The sequence below is a fragment of the Streptomyces sp. NPDC107765 genome, assembly GCF_055657085.1.
The window spans coordinates 206,108-224,599 of sequence record NZ_JBVKBL010000012.1 but is presented as its reverse complement, the minus strand read 5'-3'; the positions used below and the strand labels follow the sequence as shown (position 1 = coordinate 224,599).

Below are 18,492 nucleotides of genomic sequence, written 5' to 3'. Positions count from 1 at the left end.
CGGCGGCTCAACCCGCCGCGGGCACCAGACCGGGCGCCCCGGCCCCTTCCCCCACAGCGACCGGGGCGCCCTCCCACTCCCACACCAGCACCTCGTTGCGGCCCGCCCGCAGCACCGGCCCCGGCACGTACAGCGCACGCTGCGGCCCCACCGCCCGATAGCGGCCCAGACAGAACCCGTTGACCCACACGAACCCGTGCACCCAGCCCGGCAGCGTCACCTCCGCGTCCCCCGGCCGCCCGGCCACCCTCACCACCCCCCGGTACAGCCCCGCCCCGCCCGCCGCCCGCGCCACCGGCCCGAACGGCACCTCGGCAAGCGCCCCCGGCTCCTCCAGCGCATCCAGCCGCAGCCCCCGCGACCGCACCCCGTGCAGGAACTGCCGCTCGTGCAGCAACCCGCCCGTGATCCCCTTCGGCTCGCCCAGCCGAGGCCCGTAGTTGACCCGCCCCAGCGACTGCACCCACACCTCCACCGACGCCGGCCCCGCCACGTCCCCCACCACCGCGTCCTCGCCGTCCACCACCGCCCGCCGCACCCCGTCGACGTACACCACCGCCCGGTCCCGCAACCCCCGCAGCCGCAGCGCCCGACCCTCCCGCGGCCCCGGCACCGCCACCCGGTGGCGGACCAGCCCCCGGTCCACCCCCAGCTCCTCGAACGTCGCCGGACCACCGCCCACCACCTCGGCCCCGCCCAGCGCGTCCAGCACCGCCCCCGCCGGCGCCCACTCCCCGAGCTCCACCACCGCCGGCGACGACAGCACCGGCCCCGGCTCCGGCACCGCCGGCAGCGGCCCCTCGGCCCACTCGGCCAGCACCTCCCGGAACCGCCAGAACTTCTCCGTCGGCCGCCCCCGCTCGTCCACCGGCGCCCCGTAGTCGTACGACGTCACCGTCGGCAGCAACGCCCCGTCGTGCAGCTCACCCGCCCGGTTCGCGCCCGCCCACCCGCCGAAACTCGTCCCGCCGTGCGCCATGTAGACATTCACCGAGGCACCGCACTCCAGGATCTCCCGCAACGCCCCGGCCGCCTCCCGTGCCGCCCGCGGCTGGGCCACCCGCCCCCAGTGCGCGAACCACCCGCACCAGAACTCCATGCACATCACCGGCCCCGCCGGCCGGTGCCGCCGCAGCGCGGCGAACGCCTCCCGCGCCCCGCTGCCGAAATTCACCGTGGCCAGCACCCCCGGCACCGTGCCACCCGTCAGCATGTGGTCCTCCGGCCCGTCCGACGTGAACAGCGGCACCTCCACCCCGAGCTCCCGCAGCCGCCCCACGATCCACTCCAGATACCGCGCATCACTGCCGTACGAGCCGTACTCGTTCTCCGCCTGCACCATCACCACCGGACCACCGCGCCCGTCCGGCCCCGCCACCGTGCACTGCCGCGCCACGATCTGCGGCAGCAACCGCCCGAACCACCCGTCCACCGCCCGCAGATACACCGCGTCCCACGTCCGCACCCGCGACCCCAGCGGCCCCGTCAGCCACTCCGGCAGCCCGCCGTTCTCCCACTCCGCGCAGATGTACGGCCCCGGACGGACGATCGCCCACAACCCCGCCGCCCGCACCGCGTCCAGGAACCGGCCCGGCGCCTCCGCGTCCCGGAACTCCCCGGGCCGCGGCTCGTGCAGATTCCACGGCACATAGGTCTCCACACAGTTCAGACCCATCGCCTTCAGCATCGCCAACCGGTGCCCCCACTGCGCCTCGTGCACCCGGAAGTAGTGCAGCGCCCCCGACAGCAACCGCACCGGCCGCCCGTCCAGCTCGAAATCCCGCTCACCCACCACGAACCGCGCCACCACGCCCCCTCCCGGGCCGCCCACCCCCGCCCGGCCGGGCCGGCCGGGCACGCGCGGACGCGCTCACCTCACCGATCACCCTCGCCCTCTGGCGGCCCGCCGGTCCATGGACAAAGATCGGCGTTGTTTGGACGGAAGCGGTCAGGGCGTGTCCCCGGATCAACCAGCTGCGAACGACCCGGGAAACCCGGAAGACCCGGAGGACACTGCCCCGTACGGAGCGACGGGAGACCCGGCGTGTACCACACCTGGATGCGCTACTTCACGCCCAGCCCGGTCCACCACCGGCTCGGCCTGGTCTGCCTGGGCGTCGGCCTCCAGCACGGCACCCTCCCCCCGGTCGGCCCCCGCACCCTCGACCACCACGTCGCCATCGTCATCCGCGCCGGCCGCGGCTGGTACACCACCCCCGACGGCCACCGCCGCACCCTCACCGCCCCCGCCCTCCTCTGGATCCTCCCCGGCGTCACCCACCACTACGGAGCCGACCCCGACACCGGCTGGGACGAAAGCTTCGTCGACTTCACCGGCCCCGCCACCGCCACCTACACCGAACTCGGCTACATCGACCCCGACCGCCCCGTCGTCCCCCTCACCGACACCGGCCCCGCCCGCACCGCCATCGGCAAGATCGCCCGCGCCGCCCGCCGCGGCAACCCCCTCCTCGACGTCGAGACCGCAGCCGCCGTCCACGAACTCCTCGTCGCGCTGCGCCACGCCCGCGCCGACACCGACGCCGACGGCGACCCCGTCCTGACCGCCCTCGCCCGCGACGCCTTCCTCCCCCTCTCCGTCGCCGAACACGCCGCCCGGCACGGCATGACCCCCGCCGAACTCCGCACCGCCGTCCGCCGCGGCGCCGGCTGCAGCCCCAAGGACTACCTCCTCGGCATCCGCCTCGGCCGCGCCAAGGAACTCCTCGTCGGCACCGAACTCCCGGTCGCCGCCGTCGCCCGCCGCGTCGGCTACGACGACCCCGCCTACTTCAGCCGCCTCTTCACCCGCCGCGTCGGCACCGCCCCCGTCCGCTTCCGCGACCGCCAGGTCAAAAGCGTCCCCGGCGGCTGGTCCACCCAGATCCCCGACCCCGACAACCCACCCCTCGTCGGCTGACCCGGCCCCGCCCACGCCCTCGGGCAAACCCCCGTGCACCGCCGACCGACCGTACGGCAGCATGGCAACCATGCCCCAACTGCAGCGCGACGAGGCGCAGACCCGAGCCCGCCACATCGACGTCCACCGCTACGACATCGCACTCGACCTCACCCAGGGCGACGAACGCTTCGGCTCCCGTACGGTCATCCACTTCACCGCACGCACCGACGGCGACACCTTCGTCGAACTCCGCCCCGCCGAGCTGCACACCGCCACCCTCGACGGCCGGCCCCTCGACCCGGCCACCCTCGACGACAACCGCCTCCCCCTCACCGGCCTCACCGCCGGCCCCCACGAACTCCACCTCCACGCCACCATGCGCTACTCCCGCACCGGCGAGGGCATGCACCGCTTCACCGACCCCGCCGACGGCGAGACCTACGTCTACACCCAGCTGTTCCTGGAGGACGTCCAGCGCGTCTTCGCCGCCTTCGACCAGCCCGACCTCAAGGCCGTCTTCGCCCTCACCGTCCGGGCCCCCGAGAACTGGACCGTCCTCGCCAACGGCATCACCGAACACCTCGGGGAGGGCCACTGGAAAGCCGCCCCCACCCCCCTCATCTCCACCTACCTCGTCGCCGTCGCCGCCGGCCCCTGGCACTCCGTCCGCACCGAACACGCCGGACTGCCCTTCGGCATCCACTGCCGCCGCTCCCTCGCCCCCCACCTCGACGCCGACGCCGAGGAGATCCTCGACCTCACCCGCCGCTGCTTCGACCGCTACCACGAGATCTTCGAGGAGCCCTACCCCTTCGACTCCTACGACCAGGCGTTCGTCCCCGAATTCAACGCCGGCGCCATGGAGAACCCCGGACTGGTCACCTTCCGCGACGAGTTCGTCTACCGCTCGGCGGTCACCGACACCGAACGCCAGACCCGCGGCATGGTCATCGCCCACGAAATGGCCCACATGTGGTTCGGCGACCTGGTCACCCTCCAGTGGTGGGACGACATCTGGCTGAACGAGTCCTTCGCCGAATACATGGGCTACCAGGTCCTGTCCGAGGCCACCCGCTTCACCGACACCTGGACCGACTTCGCCGTCGCCCGCAAGAGCTGGGGCTACGACGCCGACCAGCGCCCCTCCACCCACCCCGTCGCCCCCGCCCCCGAAGACGTCCCCGACACCGCCTCCGCCCTCCTCAACTTCGACGGCATCTCCTACGCCAAGGGCGCCTCCGCCCTGCGCCAACTCGTCGCCTGGATGGGGGAGAAGGACTTCCTGGCCGGCATCAACGACCACTTCGCCCGCCACCGCTTCGGCAACGCCACCCTCGCCGACTTCATCGACTCCCTCGCCCGCGCCACCCACCGCGACGTCCACACCTGGGCCGCCCGCTGGCTGCGCACCACCGGCGTCGACACCCTCACCCCCGTCGTCGGCGAAACCGACGGCCACTGGAACCTCACCGTCGAACAGACCGGCAGCCAGGACGGCACCCGCCCGCACCGCCTCACCGTCGGCCTCTACGACCCCGACCCGCACACCCCCGGCCGCCTCGTCGCCCGCACCCCCCTCACCCTCGACGTCCCCGACGACCCCGCCCACACCGGCACCGGCCGCCGCCCCGCCCTGCTCCTCCTCAACGACCAGGACCTCACCTACGCCAAGGTCCGCCTCGACCCCGCCTCCTGGGACACCGCCCTCGCCGCCCTCTCCGGCCTCCCCGACCCGCTCACCCGCGCCGTCGTCTGGAACGCCGCCCGCGACATGGTCCGCGACGGCGAACTCGCCCCCACCGCCTACCTCGACGCCGCCCGCGCCCACCTCCCGCACGAAACCGACCTCGCCATCCTCCAGGGCGTCCTCGCCTTCGCCCGCACCCAGATCGCCGACCGCTACCTCACCCCCACCGCCCGCCACACCGCCCTGACCACCCTCACCGCCCTCAGCCGCGACATACTCCGCCGCACCGAAGGCCCCGAACACGGCACCGCCGCCGGCCTCCGGCTCACCGCCGTCCGCGCCTTCATCGACAGCGCCACCACCCCCGAAGGCATCCAGGACTGGCTCGACGACGGCAGCGTCCCCGGCGGCCCCCACCTCGACCCCGAACTGCGCTGGCGCATCCTCGGCCGGCTCGCCACCCTCGGCGCCGCACCCGCCGCCGAACTCCACGCCACCATCGACGCCGAACTCGCCCGCGACCCCAGCGCCACCGGCCGCGAAGGCGCCGCCCGCTGCCGCGCCGCCCTCCCCGACTCCGCCGCCAAACAAGCCGCCTGGGACGCCCTCTTCACCACCGACGAGGACACCGCCCTCTCCAACTACCTCTTCACCGCCACCGCCACCGGCTTCTGGGCCCCCGAACACCACGACCTGCTCCGGCCCTACGTCGCCCGCTACTTCACCGACGCCCCCGGCCTCGCCGCCGCCCGCGGCGCCGCCCTCGCCGAGGCCGCCGGCCGCCACGCCTTCCCCGCCACCTTCGTCGACGAAGAAACCCTCCACCTCGGCGAAACCTGCCTCACCGACCGCGACCCCACCCCCGCCCTGCGCCGCAAACTCACCGACCAACTCGACGACCTGCGTCGCGCATTGCGCGTCCGCAACGCCACCACCGCAGACACCACCGGCACAGCCACGACCGGCGCAGACACCACCGGCACAGGCACGACCGGCGCAGGCACCACCGGCGGAGGCACCACCGCAGGCACCACCGGTGCCGCCACCGGGATGCCGCACTGACGCATCCGCCTGCGGGAATACCGGCCCCCTGACGGTGCGTTGTGGCTCCGCAGGGGGCCCTCGCACCCCTTACGGGTAACCCCCTACGGGTTCCGTTCGACCGCCGCGCCCGGCCCGGCCGCCGCACCCCGCCCGCCCGGCCCCGTCGCCCGCCCCGCCCCCACCCCTCACCCCGTCCGCCGGCACCCGAACACCTGCGGTACACCCGTACCACTTACGGGTGGTATGACCGCGACCGGTGGATACGCGCCGTACAGGGAAAGTAACTTAGGGCCGCCTAAACAGCTCGTCCGCACCCGGACCGGGCAGGCACACCGCCCCAACCCTCCCTGACAGAAGAGCACACCCATGTCTGTGCCCCCTGCCGGCACCGCCCTCGCAGGCGGCACCCACGGCCCCCGCGCACTCCGCCCCCTCCTCGACATCGTCCTCGAAGCCCTCACCACCGGTGCCGAGGACCGCGCCGGCCCCCTCCCGCCCGGCGGCCCCGACGCCGTCGCCCGCGCCGTGCACGACGCCTGCCACCCCCTCCTCCCGGACCGCGGCACCGGCCCGCACGCCGCCCTGCGCACCCTCGTCCACACCCTCGCCGCCGGCGCCGCCGACCCCGCCGACCCGCACTGCGCCGCCCACCTGCACTGCCCCCCACTCGCCCTGGCCACCGCCGCCGAGCTCGCCGCGGCCGCCCTCAACCCCTCACTCGACTCCTGGGACCAGGCCCCCGCCGCCTCCACCCTCGAAACCCTCACCAGCCGCGCCCTCGCCGCGCTCGTCTACCCCCAGGCCACCGCACCCGACGCGCTGGTCACCACCGGCGGCACCGAATCCAACCAACTCGCCCTCCTCCTCGCCCGCGAAGCCGCCCCCGCCCCCGGCCGCCCCCACACCGGCCCCCTCCAAATCGTCTGCGGCGCCAACGCCCACCACTCCATCCACCGCTCCGCCTGGCTCCTCGGCCTCCCCGAACCCCTCACCCTCCCCACCCCCAACGGCATCCTCACCCCCGACACCGTCCACACCTGCCTCGCCAACCTCACCGGACACACCGGCCCGGTCCTCCTCACCGCCACCGCCGGCACCACCAACTCCGGCGCAATCGACCCCCTCACCGACCTCGCCGACCTCGCCGACCACCACGGCGCCCGCCTCCACATCGACGCGGCCTACGGCGGCGCACTCCTCTTCAGCGACACCCACCACACTGCTCTCACCGGCCTCGCCCGCGCCCACACCGTCGCCCTCGACCTGCACAAACTCGGCTGGCAACCGGTAGCCGCCGGCCTCCTCGCCGTCCCCGACACCGGCGCGCTGGCCGCCCTCACCCACCAGGCCGACTACCTCAACGCCGACGACGACACCGAAGCCGGCCTCCCCGACCTCCTCCACCGCTCCCTCCGCACCACCCGCCGCCCCGACATCCTCAAAATCGCCGTCACCCTCAAGGCCCTCGGCCGCCGCGGCCTCGGCGAACTCGTCGACCGCACCCTCGCCGCGGCCCAGACCCTCGCCGACCTCATCGAGGACCACCCCCGCTACGAACTCCACTCCCGCCCCACCCTCACCACCGTCCTCTTCCGCCCCAAAGGTGCCGACGACACCACCCTCGCCACCATCCGCCGCACCCTCCTCACCGACGGCCAGGCCGTCCTCGGCCGCGCCACCACCCCCACCGGCCTCTGGCTCAAGGCCACCCTCCTCAACCCCCACACCCGAACCGGAGACCTCACCACCCTCCTCAAACTCGTGGAAGGCCGCATCCCCCGATGAGCAGCACCACCGAAACCCCCGTCACCCACCCCGCCACCCCCGACGAGCCCCTCGACCTCGCCGGCATCGGCATCGGCCCCTTCAACCTCTCCCTAGCCGCCCTCGCCCACCCCCTCACCCACCTCCGCACCGCCTTCTACGACCAGCGCCCCACCTTCCACTGGCACCCCGGCCTCCTCATCGACGGCGCCACCCTCCAAGTCCCCTTCCTCGCCGACCTCGTCACCCTCGCCGACCCCGCCAGCCCCTGGAGCTTCCTCAACTACCTCAAAACCCGCGAACGCCTCTTCCCCTTCTACTTCGCCGAGCGCTTCCACATCCACCGCGCCGAATACGACGCCTACTGCCGCTGGGTCAGCGAAAACCTCCCCACCCTCCACTTCGGCCACCAGATCGACGCCGTCCGCTGGAACCCCGAACGCGAAACCTTCGAGATCGACTACACCCAACTCGGCACCGACGGCGAAGCCGAAGCCCTCGGCCGCACCCACGCCCGCAACCTCGTCCTCGGCATCGGCACCACCCCCCACGTCCCCGTCCCCCTCCGCCCCCTCGCCGACGCCCCCGCCGTCCCCGTCATCCACTCCGCCGACTACCTCGACCACCGCGACCGCCTGCTCGCCGCCGACCACCTCACCGTCATCGGCGCCGGCCAATCAGGCGCCGAGATCTTCCTCGACCAGCTCCGCGCCCGCCCCGTCGGCCACGAAGGCCTCCACTGGCTCGCCCGCACCCCCGCCTTCGCCCCCATGGAATACAGCAAACTCGGCCTCGAACACTTCACCCCCGACTACACCCGCTACTTCCACGGCCTCCCCGAACGCGTCCGCGACACCCTCGTCCCCGCCCAGTGGCAACTCCACAAGGCCATCGACCACGACACCCTCGCCGCCATCCACGACGAGCTCTACCGCCGCACCCTCCACGGCGGCTGGCCCGACGCCACCCTCACCCCCGGCGTCTGTGTACGCACCGCCGGCCGCGTCGGCACCACCAAGGTCGAACTCCACCTCGACCACACCCAGCAAGGCACCCGCTCCCGCCTCACCACCGACGCCGTCGTCCTCGCCACCGGCTACCGCGAACGCCGCATGGACACCCTGCTCGCCGCCCTCGACCCCTACATCCGCCGCGACGCCGCCGAACGCCCCCGCATCGACGCCCACCACCGCATGGCCCTCGACCCCACCGTCACCGGCTCCCTCTACGTCCAGAACGCCGAAACCCACACCCACGGCGTCGGCGCCCCCGACCTCGGCCTCGCCGCCTGGCGCAGCGCCACCATCCTCAACGACCTCACCGACACCACCCCCTACCCCCTCCCCACCCGCACCGCCTTCACCACCTTCGGCCTCCCGCAACCCCCCACCCCCCACACCCGCACCATCCCCACCCAAGGCAGCACCCTCGTCCCCCGCCACTGACAAAACAGGGCGCGGCGGCGCCCCCGGCACCGCCGCACCCCACCCGCCAAAAGACCGGCAATTCCGTCAAGCGCCGGCCAACCGCTAAAACACCGGCACCCCGTCCCGCACCAACCGCCAGTCCACCGAAGCGAACACCGACGGATCGATCTCCTTCTTCTCCTGCACCCAATTGATGATCAAATTCCGGATCTCGTCCGACGTCGACCACACCTGCCGCGCCCCCGCCACATGCGGAAAACCACCACCCCCACTCGCCCGGTAGTTGTTCACCGCCAGCACGAACCGCGCATCATCCGCCAGCGGCTTCCCCTCCCAGGTCAGCTTCCCGATACGCCGACCCGCCGGCTGTGCGATATCGATCTCGTACGACAGCCCCCGCACCGCGTCATAGTTGTAGTCCGGAATACCGTCCGCATTCGTGAGCCGCGCCGGATCCACCGGACCGCCCGCCGCCGTCCGCACGTAATACCGCGCGGAAAACTCCAGGTACTCCCGCAACTGCGCCCCCGTCAACACCCGCGCCTCCAGCGTGTTGTCGAACGGATACAACGCCGCCATCGACCGGATCGTCACATCCCCCTCCGGCACCCGCGCCGCACGCGAAAAACACGACGCCTGCGACACGATCGGCAACCCCGCGAACTCCGACCCCGCCAACGCCTTACGCACCACCTCGGCCTGCACAAAGGCAATGAAGTCCAGCACCGGCACGTCCTTCACCGGAGCCTCGGCCGCCGACAACTCCGCCTTCGACCGGCCGATCACCCGATTCACATACGCCACCACCTTCCGGTGCTCCGCCCGCAACAGACCGGTGATCCGCGAATCCTCCGCCACCGCATTCGCATTCAGGACCCGCGAACCGACCGACCCCACCTCCCAACGCCCCCGACGCCACTCGACCACCACATCGAAAAGCGTCAGCCGCTGCCCCCACTTCAACGGCTCCGACAGCACCACCTCCCGGCCGGTCTCCGCATTCACCACCCGCCGCTCGGGAATCTCCACATGCGCATGCCCCACCAGAATCGCGTCGATCCCCGGCACCCGCTTCGCCACCAACGCCGCCGCATTCTCCACATACGGCAACTGATCCCCGTACGACGACGTCCCACTCGCCCCCGAATGCGCCGCCACGAACACCACGTCCGCACCCATCGACCGCAACTTCGGCACCCAGTGCGCGGCCTGCTCCACCAACCCCGGAAACGCCAGCTTCCCCTGCACATGCGCCTTGTCCCACAGCGCGATCCCCGGATTCGTCAAACCCAGCACCGCCACCGTCACCACCCGCCCCTGCGGCGACCGCAACCGCTTCAGCACATACGGCCGGAACGCCGGACGCAACGTCCGCGCATCCACCGCATTCGCCCCCAGCAGCGGAAAATCACAACTCTCCTCGAACTTCCGCAGCACCGGAATCCCGTAATTGAACTCGTGATTCCCCAACGCCGCCGCGTCATATCCGATCGCATTCATCGCCCGCGCCATCGGATGCACCGGACCACCCGGATCCGTGATCGGATCCACCTTCGCGTAGTAATACGCCAGTTGCGTCCCCTGAATGGTGTCACCCGCATCGATCAGCAGCGTGTGGTGCCGGCCCTTCTCCCGCCGCACCCGCGACACCAGCGTCGAAATCTTCGCCAGCCCCACATCATTGTGGTCCGCGTCATCGAACTCCGCGTCCGTGGTGTAGTCCCAGTTGAAGACGTTCCCGTGCAGATCCGTCGTCCCCATCACCGTGAACCCATACCGCTCCCGCCGATGACCACGACCCCGCCCGTGCTGCCCCGCCGGCTCGGCCGCCGCCGGCGCCGCGGCCCCCGCGAGCGCCATCCCGGCCCCCGACACCACAGAACTCCCCACGAACTTCCTACGGTCGAGCGACATTCCCACTCCCCTGCATCCACGCGGACAAGCGCCACCACAACCCGCGGCAACGCGCGTAGATTCTGGCCCGCCCGCCCCCTCCGCAACACCCCCCGACCGCCCGAAAACCCCACGATCCCCACCCCGGTGTGCAACCCTGCGCCCACCGCACCCACCCACACCCCGCCCGAGGAGCCCCCCATGACCGACCCCGGCCCCCTGCCCTACGGCACCCCCGACACCCCCCGCCTCGCCGTACGCGGCGAAGCCACCCTCGAAGTCGACCCCGAAATCGCCCGCATCGCCGTCACCGTCGCCGCCCGCGGCACCGACCGCACCACCGCCCTCACCGACCTCACCCGCCGCAACGAACAAGCCCTCACCCTGATCAAGAGCTACCCCGACGCCCTCGAAAAGCTCGAAACCGGCGCCCTCAGCATCACCCCCGAACTCACCGACAAAGGCCGCCACGAACGCATCCGCGCCTACCGCGGCCGCGTCACCCACACCGCCACCCTCACCGACTTCACCACCCTCGGCGAACTCACCACCCGCCTCGCCGACCTCGACCTCACCCGCGTCGACGGCCCCTGGTGGGACCTCCGCCCCGACTCACCCGCCCACCGCGCCGCCCGCACCCAAGCCGTCCACGAAGCCGTCCAGCGCGCCCGCGAATACGCCGAAGCCCTCGACGCCCGCCTCGACGCCCTCCTCGAAATCGCCGACCTCGGCGCCGAGAACACCGCACCCGTCGCCGCCCCCGCCATGCGCGCCTTCGCCGGCTACGGCGGCGCCCACACCCAGGAAAGCGCCCCCGCCCTCGACCTCGAACCCCAACGCCAAACCGTCTACGCCAGCGTCAACGCACGCTTCACCATGACCCGTCCCGCACTCTGAGACGCCACCGCGCGAGGGCGAAATTCTGCTCATCGGAGCGCCTTCGCGCGCATTCCATTACTTGTCAACAGCCTTTCACCAAGCGCTCGTTGAGCAGTCACCTTCTTACAGTTCCCTACCGCCGGGTAAGTCATAGGGTCGAAACATGCGCCGAGCAAAGATCGTCTGCACACTGGGACCCGCCACCGACTCGTACGAGCAGATCAAAGCCCTCGTCGAAGCCGGAATGGACATCGCCCGCTTCAACCTCAGCCACGGCACCTACGCCGAACACGAAGCGCGATTCGACCGGGTCCGCAAAGCATCCGAAGAAACCCGCCGCAGCGTCGGCATCCTCGCCGACCTTCAAGGCCCGAAGATCCGCCTCGGCCGATTCCGCGAAGGACCCGTACTTCTCGAACGCGGCGACGAGTTCACCATCACCGTCGAACCCGGCACCGAAGGCGACCGCCACCTCTGCGGCACCACCTACCCCGGCCTCGCCGCCGACGTCACCACCGGCGAACGCATCCTCGTCGACGACGGCAAGGTCACCCTCCAGGTCACCGAAGTCAACGGCCCCCAGGTCCGCACCGTCGTCATCGAAGGCGGCATGGTCTCCGACCACAAGGGCCTCAACCTCCCCGGCGTCGCCGTCTCCGTCCCCGCCCTCTCCGAAAAGGACCAGGACGACCTCCGCTGGGCCCTGCGCTACGGCGCCGACATCATCGCCCTCTCCTTCGTCCGCAACGGCCGCGACATCGAAGACGTCCACCGCATCATGCGCGAGGAAAACCGCTTCCTCCCCGTCATCGCCAAGGTCGAAAAACCCCAGGCCGTCGACAACATCGACGACATCGTCGCCGCCTTCGACGGCATCATGGTCGCCCGCGGGGACCTCGGCGTCGAAATGCCCCTGGAAACCGTCCCCATCGTCCAGAAGCGCGCCATCAAACTCGCCAAGCGCAACGCCAAGCCGGTCATCGTCGCCACCCAGATGCTCGACTCGATGATCGACAACTCCCGCCCCACCCGCGCCGAAGCCTCCGACGTCGCCAACGCCGTCATCGACGGCACCGACGCCGTCATGCTCTCCGGCGAAACCAGCGTCGGCAAATACCCCACCGAAACCGTCAAGACCATGAGCCGCATCGTCGAGGCCGCCGAGGAAGACCTCCTCGCCAAGGGACTCCCGCCGCTCACCGAGGCCAACAAGCCCCGCACCCAGGGCGGCGCCGTCGCCCGCGCCGCCGCCGACATGGGCGACTTCCTCGGCGCCAAATTCCTCGTCGCCTTCACCCAGTCCGGCGACACCGTCCGCCGCCTCTCCCGCTACCGCTCACCCATCCCGCTCCTCGCCTTCACCCCCGACCCGGCCACCCGCTCCCAGCTCAACGTCAGCTGGGGCGTGGAGACGTTCCTCGGCCCCACCGTCAACTCCACGGACGAGATGGTCGCCCAGGTCGACGAGCAACTCCTCAAGATCGGCCGCTGCCAGAAGGGCGACCTGGTCATCATCACCGCCGGCTCCCCGCCCGGCGTCCCCGGCTCCACCAACCTCGTCCGCGTCCACCACATCGGCGAGTCCGAACCCACCAACTAGCCCCACCCGCACAAGATCCCGCTGGGCCGAGGTACCTGACTGCCGTCCCTGTCAGTACTTCGGCCCGATGTGTTGGTCCATGAGCGCCACGGAGGCTTTGCGGGCCACGGAGATGTTGAACGGGTCGCTTCCGCGCGCGAGCACGGTCCACTCGACGCCGACCTTGGTGAGGGTGTCCGAGAAGAGCCGCCGGATGTCGTCGGACTTGTTGGTGAAGAAGTACCGCGGGTATTCGTAGCGCTTGCGCTCGCCACCCACGAGCCGGGTGGTCCAGTTGGTGATCCGACAGCCGTCGGAGTGGATGAGTCCGCGGAGGAAGTCCCAGGGGTAGTTGTCGACGATCTGCTGCTGCCAGGGTTCGAGGAGGATTCGTCGCTGGTGCTTCTTGCCCTCGCCGTGCTGCGGGAACATGCACCATAAGTGCTTTGAGTAGACCTTCACGTTGTGGCAACCGGTCCTGCGGACCCGGCACACGGAGTTGTCGGGGAAGACCGCGCGCATGGCGCCTTCGCAGGCATCCATGAGGCCCGGCCAGCCGTCGCCGCACGCGATCATGAGGCTCGGTACGCGGTGCGCCGAGTACTGGATGATGTGGCCATCGCCAAGATAGAGGGCGAGGAGATAGGCGTACGCCGCTGCGTCGAGTTCGCGCCCGTCGCACCGTGGGCATTTCGGGTTGTGCGCACCTGGACACTCTCCGTGCTTGGCGCGGTCCATGTGGCGCCAGTAGCTGATGGTGCCGGGAGGGACGCCCAGCGCGCGGGCTACATCCGCATTCCTTGCCCCCGCGCGGAGCTGGGCGATTGCCTTGTGTCGCACGTCTGTGCCGTGGAAGTTCATGACATCACTGTGCGTGACGAATCGCCAGAGCGGAACGAAAGTGCTTGCGAACCACGCGAAGGTGGAGTTCCGCTTGTCTGAGGTGCCCGGTGTGGGATTCGAACCCACATGCCCGAAGGCACGGCTGTTTGAGAGCCGCGTGTCTGACCAGTTTCACCAACCGGGCCGGCTGCAGAGACACCCTACCGTGTACGCCACCGCGACTGCCTCTAGGTAGGCTGCAATGGCACCACCTGACCGCACCGAGGAGTCCCGTGAGCGCCGCCGAGCCCGAGCAGCCCGTCGCCGATGACGATCAGTCGCATGTTCCGCCGCTGACCACGCGCGTCGTGATCGCGGAGGACGAGGCCCTCATCCGTCTCGATCTCAAAGAGATGCTGGAGGAGGAGGGCTACACCGTCGTCGGTGAGGCCGGCGACGGGCAGACCGCCGTGGAGCTGGCCCGGGAGCACCGTCCCGATCTGGTGATCCTGGACGTGAAGATGCCGGTGCTGGACGGTATCTCGGCGGCCGAGAAGATCGCCGAGGAGAGCATCGCGCCGGTGCTGATGCTGACCGCGTTCTCCCAGCGGGAGCTGGTCGAGCGGGCGCGGGACGCGGGCGCGATGGCGTATCTGGTGAAGCCGTTCTCGAAGAGCGATGTGGTACCGGCGATCGAGATGGCGGTGAGCCGGTTCACCGAGCTGAAGACGCTGGAGAAGGAGGTCGCGGACCTCACGCAGCGGCTGGAGACGCGCAAGCTGGTGGACCGGGCGAAGAGCATTCTGCAGACGCAGTACGGGCTGACCGAGCCGGCTGCGTTCCGGTGGATCCAGAAGACGTCGATGGACCGGCGGCTGTCGATGCAGCAGGTCGCGGAGGCGGTCATCGAGGACGCCGAGGAGAAGAAGCAGCAGAAGAAGGGCCAGTAGCGCGGCTCCGCACCGTGTGTGCGTGCGGCCCCGTACCGGTGGTGACCGGTGCGGGGCCGCACTCGTATGTGCCTCAGTCCTCGCCGAGGTAGGCCTTGCGGACGGATTCGTCGTGGAGGAGGTGCTGGCCGGTGCCGGAGAGGGCGATGCGGCCGATCTCCATGACGTGGGCGTGGTCGGCGAGGGTGAGGGCGGCCTGGGCGTTCTGTTCGACGAGGAGGATGGTGGTGCCTTGTGCGCGGAGTTCGCGGATCGTTTCCATGATTTTTTTCATCATGATCGGTGAGAGGCCCATGGAGGGTTCGTCGAGCATGAGGAGTTTGGGGCGGGACATGAGGGCGCGGCCCATGGCGAGCATTTGTTGTTCGCCGCCGGAGAGGGTGCCGGAGGCTTGTTTGCGGCGTTCTCCGAGGATGGGGAAGAGTTCGTAGACGCGCTGGATGTCTTTTTCGATGCCGTCCTTGTCCTTGCGGAGGAAGGCGCCGAGTTGCAGGTTTTCCTCGATGGTGAGGCGGGGGAAGAGGTGGCGGCCTTCGGGGGAGTGGGCGAGGCCGAGGGCGACGATTTTGTGGGCGGCGACTCCGGTGAGGGGTTTTCCGTCGAAGGTGATTTTTCCGGCGCTGGGTCTGAGGAGTCCGGAGAGGGTGCGGAGGGTGGTCGTCTTTCCGGCGCCGTTGGTGCCGATGAGGGTGACGACCTGGCCGGCTTCGACGGTGAAGGAGATGCCTTTGACGGCTTCGATCTTGCCGTAGGCGACCCGGAGGTCTTCGACCTCTAGCAGTGCGGTCACGGGGCTTCTCCCTTGGTGGTGCCGGGGTTGCTCGGTGCGTCGGCCGCCGTGTTTTCCGCCGTGTCTGCCGTCGTGTCGGCCACTGCTTCGGCCGCTGCTTCGGCGGCGGCGACCTCGGCCGCCTCGGCTTCTCCGGGGGCGCCGTCGAAGGGTTCGCCGAGGTAGGCGGCGATGACGCGTTCGTCGGCCTGGACGGTGTCGGAGGTGCCTTCGATGAGTTTTTCGCCCTGGACGAGGACGGCGACGCGGTCGCAGAGGTTGAAGATGAAGCGCATGTCGTGCTCGATGACGAGGACGGCGATGCCTTTGTCGCGGATGGCGAAAACGAGTTCTTCGGTGGCCCGCGTTTCCTGGGGGTTCATTCCGGCGGTGGGTTCGTCGAGGAGGAGCAGGCCGGGTTCGGAGGCGAGGGCGCGGGCGATTTCGAGTTTGCGTTGTTCGCCGTAGGGGAGGTTGCGCGCGAGGTGGTCGCGTTTGTGGGCGAGGCCGATGAATTCGAGGAGTTCTGTGGCGCGTTCTTCGCTGGTGCGCTCGGCTTTTTTGAAGCCGGGGCTGCGGAGGAGGGCGGACCAGAGTCCTTCTTTGGTGCGGGTGTGGCGGCCGACGAGGACGTTTTCGAGGACGGTCATGTTGGCGAAGAGGCGGATGTTCTGGAAGGTGCGGGCGATGCCGGCTTTGGTGACGAGGTGGGGTTTGGGCGGGAGGACGGTGCCCCGGTAGGAGACGGTGCCTTCGGTGGGGATGTAGAGGCCGGTCAGGCAGTTGAAGAACGTCGTTTTCCCGGCGCCGTTGGGGCCGATGAGGCCGACGATTTCGCGGGGGTGGACGGTGAGGTCGACTCCTCGTACGGCGGTGAGGCCGCCGAAGCGCATGGTGACGCCGTCGGCGCGGAGGACGGGGTCGTTGTGGGTGGGGGTGTTGTCGGTGGCGGGTGCGAGGGTGGGTGGTGTGGTCATGGTCGTCACGCCTTTGCCTTGGTGACGCCGGTGGTGGCGGCTGGGTCGGGGAGGCGTTGGTCGGGCACGTCGAGTTGACCGGTTTCGTGGAATTCGAGTTGTTTGCGGCGGTCGGGGATGAGGCCTTCGGGGCGGAAGCGCATGAGGAGGACGAGGGCGATGCCGAAGAGGAGGAGTTGGTAGTCCTGGAGGAAGTCGAGTTTGGCGGGGATGAGGAAGAGGATGGCGGCGCCGACGAGGGGGCCGCTGAGGGTGCCCATGCCGCCGAGGATGACGGCGGCGAGGAGGAAGGCGGAGTTGGGGGGTTGGGGTCCGGCGAATTGGAATTGTTCGGGGGTGGCGGTGGTGACGACGTGGGCGTGGACGGTGCCGGCGAGTCCGGCGAGGGCGGCGCCGAGGGCGAAGGCGAGGAGGCGGAGCCGGAAGCTGTTGATGCCCATGGCGACGGCGGCGGTTTCGTCTTCACGGATGGCGATCCAGGCGCGGCCGATGCGGGAGGCGGCGGCGCGGCGGAAGACGAGGACGACGAAGGCGGTCACGAGGATCATCAGCAGGTAGTAGTTGCCGTAGGTGGCGATGGGGATGCCGAGGATGTCGTGGGTTTCGCCGAAGTTGAAGCCGAGGATTTCGAGGTTGGGGATGTTGGGGATGCCCATGGCGCCGTTGGTGATGTCGGGGCCGGTGGTGCCGTTGAGGTTGAGCATGGCGATGCGGAAGATCTCGCCGAAGCCGAGGGTGACGATGGCGAGGTAGTCGCCGCGTAGCCGGAGGGTGGGGGCGCCGATGAGGACGCCGAAGACGAGGGAGGCGGCGGCTCCGGTGAGGAGGGCGGCCCAGAAGGGGAAGTGGAGGCCGAGGGCGGATTCGGGGGAGCCGGAGACGAGGGCCGCGGCGTAGGCGCCGACGCCGAGGAAGGCGACGTATCCGAGGTCGAGGAGGCCGGCAAGGCCGACGACGACGTTGAGGCCGAGGGCGACGGTGGCGAAGATCAGGATGTTGGCGCCGATGATCGTGTACTGGTCGGTGTCCTGGGTGAGGGGGAAGCTGGCGGCGGCGAGGAAGGCTGCGGTGAGGGCGACGCCGCGGTGTTGGTGGGTGAGTTCGGTGAGGCGTGCGATGAGTCCGGCGCGGTGCAGGGCGGGGACGGCGAGGGCGATGAAGAGGAGGTAGCCGACGAAGGGGGCGCCGTCGTCGGTGTCGATGCCGTAGGTGAAGGCGATCAGTCCGGCGGCGAAGGCGGCGGCGATGGTGAGGATCTCGGCCCAGGTGGGGAGGGTGCGGCTGCGGGGCCGTAGGGGGCTGGCGGTGAGGAGGGCGGTGAGGCGTTGCCAGGGGTTCGCCGGTGGGGTGGTGGGGGGTTGGTCGGGGGGCAGGGCGAGGGCGCCGAGGAGGGTGAGGAGTGCGGCGGTGCCGGCTGCGAAGCCGCCGGGTTCGAGGTTGACGAGGCCGCCGAGTTGGACGGCGATGGCGCCGAGGGTGAACCAGGTCGCGGCGAAGGTGGCGAGGGCGGCGAGGAGGGTGGGGGCGTTGCGTCCGGCGGGGGTGAGCCAGGTCAGGCCGCGCAGGCCGAGGGTGGAGGCGGCGAGGAGGAGGGTGAGGAGGCCGCCGGTGAGGGTGACGATCTGGAGGCCGGCGGGGGAGCCGTAGTAGGTGAGGTCGCCGGGGAAGTCGCTGCTCCAGGTCCAGGAGAGGCCGGTGGTGGCGGCGGTGGCGAGGGCGCCGGCGGCGGTGGTGAGTCGTGCGGTGCGTTCGGGGAGGGGGAGGAGGCCCCGGGGGGTGGTGGCGGTGTGGGTGGTCAT

The 18,492-nt window shown here is 70.6% G+C and carries 13 protein-coding genes and 1 tRNA gene; 7 read left to right on the top strand and 7 right to left on the bottom strand.

Annotated elements, in window-relative coordinates:
• Positions 1-7: 7 nt before the first annotated feature.
• Positions 8-1,807 (bottom strand): glycoside hydrolase family 35 protein, encoded by a 1,800-nt coding sequence (locus ACZ7MX_RS27530; protein ID WP_472136006.1) that lies wholly within the window; start codon positions 1,805-1,807, stop codon positions 8-10.
• 237 nt (positions 1,808-2,044) lie between these two features.
• Between ACZ7MX_RS27530 and ACZ7MX_RS27525 the strand changes: the two genes are divergently transcribed.
• The 4 genes from ACZ7MX_RS27525 (at position 2,045) to ACZ7MX_RS27510 (ending at position 8,842) form a co-directional block, all read left to right on the top strand.
• Positions 2,045-2,920, top strand: a complete 876-nt coding sequence (locus ACZ7MX_RS27525) for a helix-turn-helix domain-containing protein (RefSeq protein ID WP_472135911.1) — start codon at positions 2,045-2,047, stop codon at positions 2,918-2,920.
• Between the two features lie 70 nt (positions 2,921-2,990).
• Positions 2,991-5,651, top strand: a complete 2,661-nt coding sequence (pepN, locus tag ACZ7MX_RS27520) for an aminopeptidase N (RefSeq protein ID WP_472135910.1) — start codon at positions 2,991-2,993, stop codon at positions 5,649-5,651.
• Positions 5,652-5,999: 348 nt separating this feature from the next.
• Complete coding sequence (locus ACZ7MX_RS27515; RefSeq protein ID WP_472135909.1) at positions 6,000-7,418, top strand: pyridoxal phosphate-dependent decarboxylase family protein; 1,419 nt, start codon at positions 6,000-6,002, stop codon at positions 7,416-7,418.
• Positions 7,415-8,842: a lysine N(6)-hydroxylase/L-ornithine N(5)-oxygenase family protein gene (locus tag ACZ7MX_RS27510; protein ID WP_472135908.1), complete on the top strand. Its 1,428-nt coding sequence runs from the start codon at positions 7,415-7,417 to the stop codon at positions 8,840-8,842. Before ACZ7MX_RS27515 ends, ACZ7MX_RS27510 begins: the two co-directional genes overlap by 4 nt.
• Before the next feature lie 84 nt (positions 8,843-8,926).
• Here ACZ7MX_RS27510 and ACZ7MX_RS27505 read toward each other — a convergent pair whose 3' ends face one another.
• Positions 8,927-10,738: a bifunctional metallophosphatase/5'-nucleotidase gene (locus ACZ7MX_RS27505; RefSeq protein WP_472135907.1), complete on the bottom strand. Its 1,812-nt coding sequence runs from the start codon at positions 10,736-10,738 to the stop codon at positions 8,927-8,929.
• Between the two features lie 180 nt (positions 10,739-10,918).
• On the opposite strand from ACZ7MX_RS27505, the gene ACZ7MX_RS27500 reads away from it, so the two are divergent.
• Positions 10,919-11,614 (top strand): SIMPL domain-containing protein, encoded by a 696-nt coding sequence (locus ACZ7MX_RS27500; protein WP_472135906.1) that lies wholly within the window; start codon positions 10,919-10,921, stop codon positions 11,612-11,614.
• 145 nt (positions 11,615-11,759) lie between these two features.
• The gene (gene pyk, locus ACZ7MX_RS27495) at positions 11,760-13,196 is read left to right on the top strand and encodes a pyruvate kinase (protein ID WP_472135905.1); all 1,437 of its coding nucleotides are present in this window, start codon (positions 11,760-11,762) and stop codon (positions 13,194-13,196) included.
• A 51-nt stretch (positions 13,197-13,247) separates the two neighbouring features.
• Here pyk and ACZ7MX_RS27490 read toward each other — a convergent pair whose 3' ends face one another.
• Positions 13,248-14,036 (bottom strand): helix-turn-helix domain-containing protein, encoded by a 789-nt coding sequence (locus ACZ7MX_RS27490; RefSeq protein ID WP_472135904.1) that lies wholly within the window; start codon positions 14,034-14,036, stop codon positions 13,248-13,250.
• Positions 14,037-14,119: 83 nt separating this feature from the next.
• Positions 14,120-14,202 (bottom strand) — tRNA-Leu (locus ACZ7MX_RS27485).
• 88 nt (positions 14,203-14,290) lie between these two features.
• On the opposite strand from ACZ7MX_RS27485, the gene ACZ7MX_RS27480 reads away from it, so the two are divergent.
• Entirely contained in the window at positions 14,291-14,947 is a 657-nt protein-coding gene (locus ACZ7MX_RS27480) for an ANTAR domain-containing response regulator (protein WP_472135903.1), read from the top strand.
• A gap of 73 nt (positions 14,948-15,020) precedes the next feature.
• Here ACZ7MX_RS27480 and ACZ7MX_RS27475 read toward each other — a convergent pair whose 3' ends face one another.
• The 3 genes from ACZ7MX_RS27475 to ACZ7MX_RS27465 are packed head-to-tail and all read right to left on the bottom strand — an operon-like array spanning position 15,021 to position 18,492.
• A complete protein-coding gene (locus ACZ7MX_RS27475) occupies positions 15,021-15,737 on the bottom strand; it encodes an ABC transporter ATP-binding protein (RefSeq protein ID WP_472135902.1) in 717 nt (238 codons plus the stop codon).
• Positions 15,734-16,693: an ABC transporter ATP-binding protein gene (locus tag ACZ7MX_RS27470; protein WP_472135901.1), complete on the bottom strand. Its 960-nt coding sequence runs from the start codon at positions 16,691-16,693 to the stop codon at positions 15,734-15,736. Before ACZ7MX_RS27470 ends, ACZ7MX_RS27475 begins: the two co-directional genes overlap by 4 nt.
• 5 nt (positions 16,694-16,698) lie before the next feature.
• Positions 16,699-18,492, bottom strand: a complete 1,794-nt coding sequence (locus tag ACZ7MX_RS27465; protein ID WP_472135900.1) for a branched-chain amino acid ABC transporter permease — start codon at positions 18,490-18,492, stop codon at positions 16,699-16,701.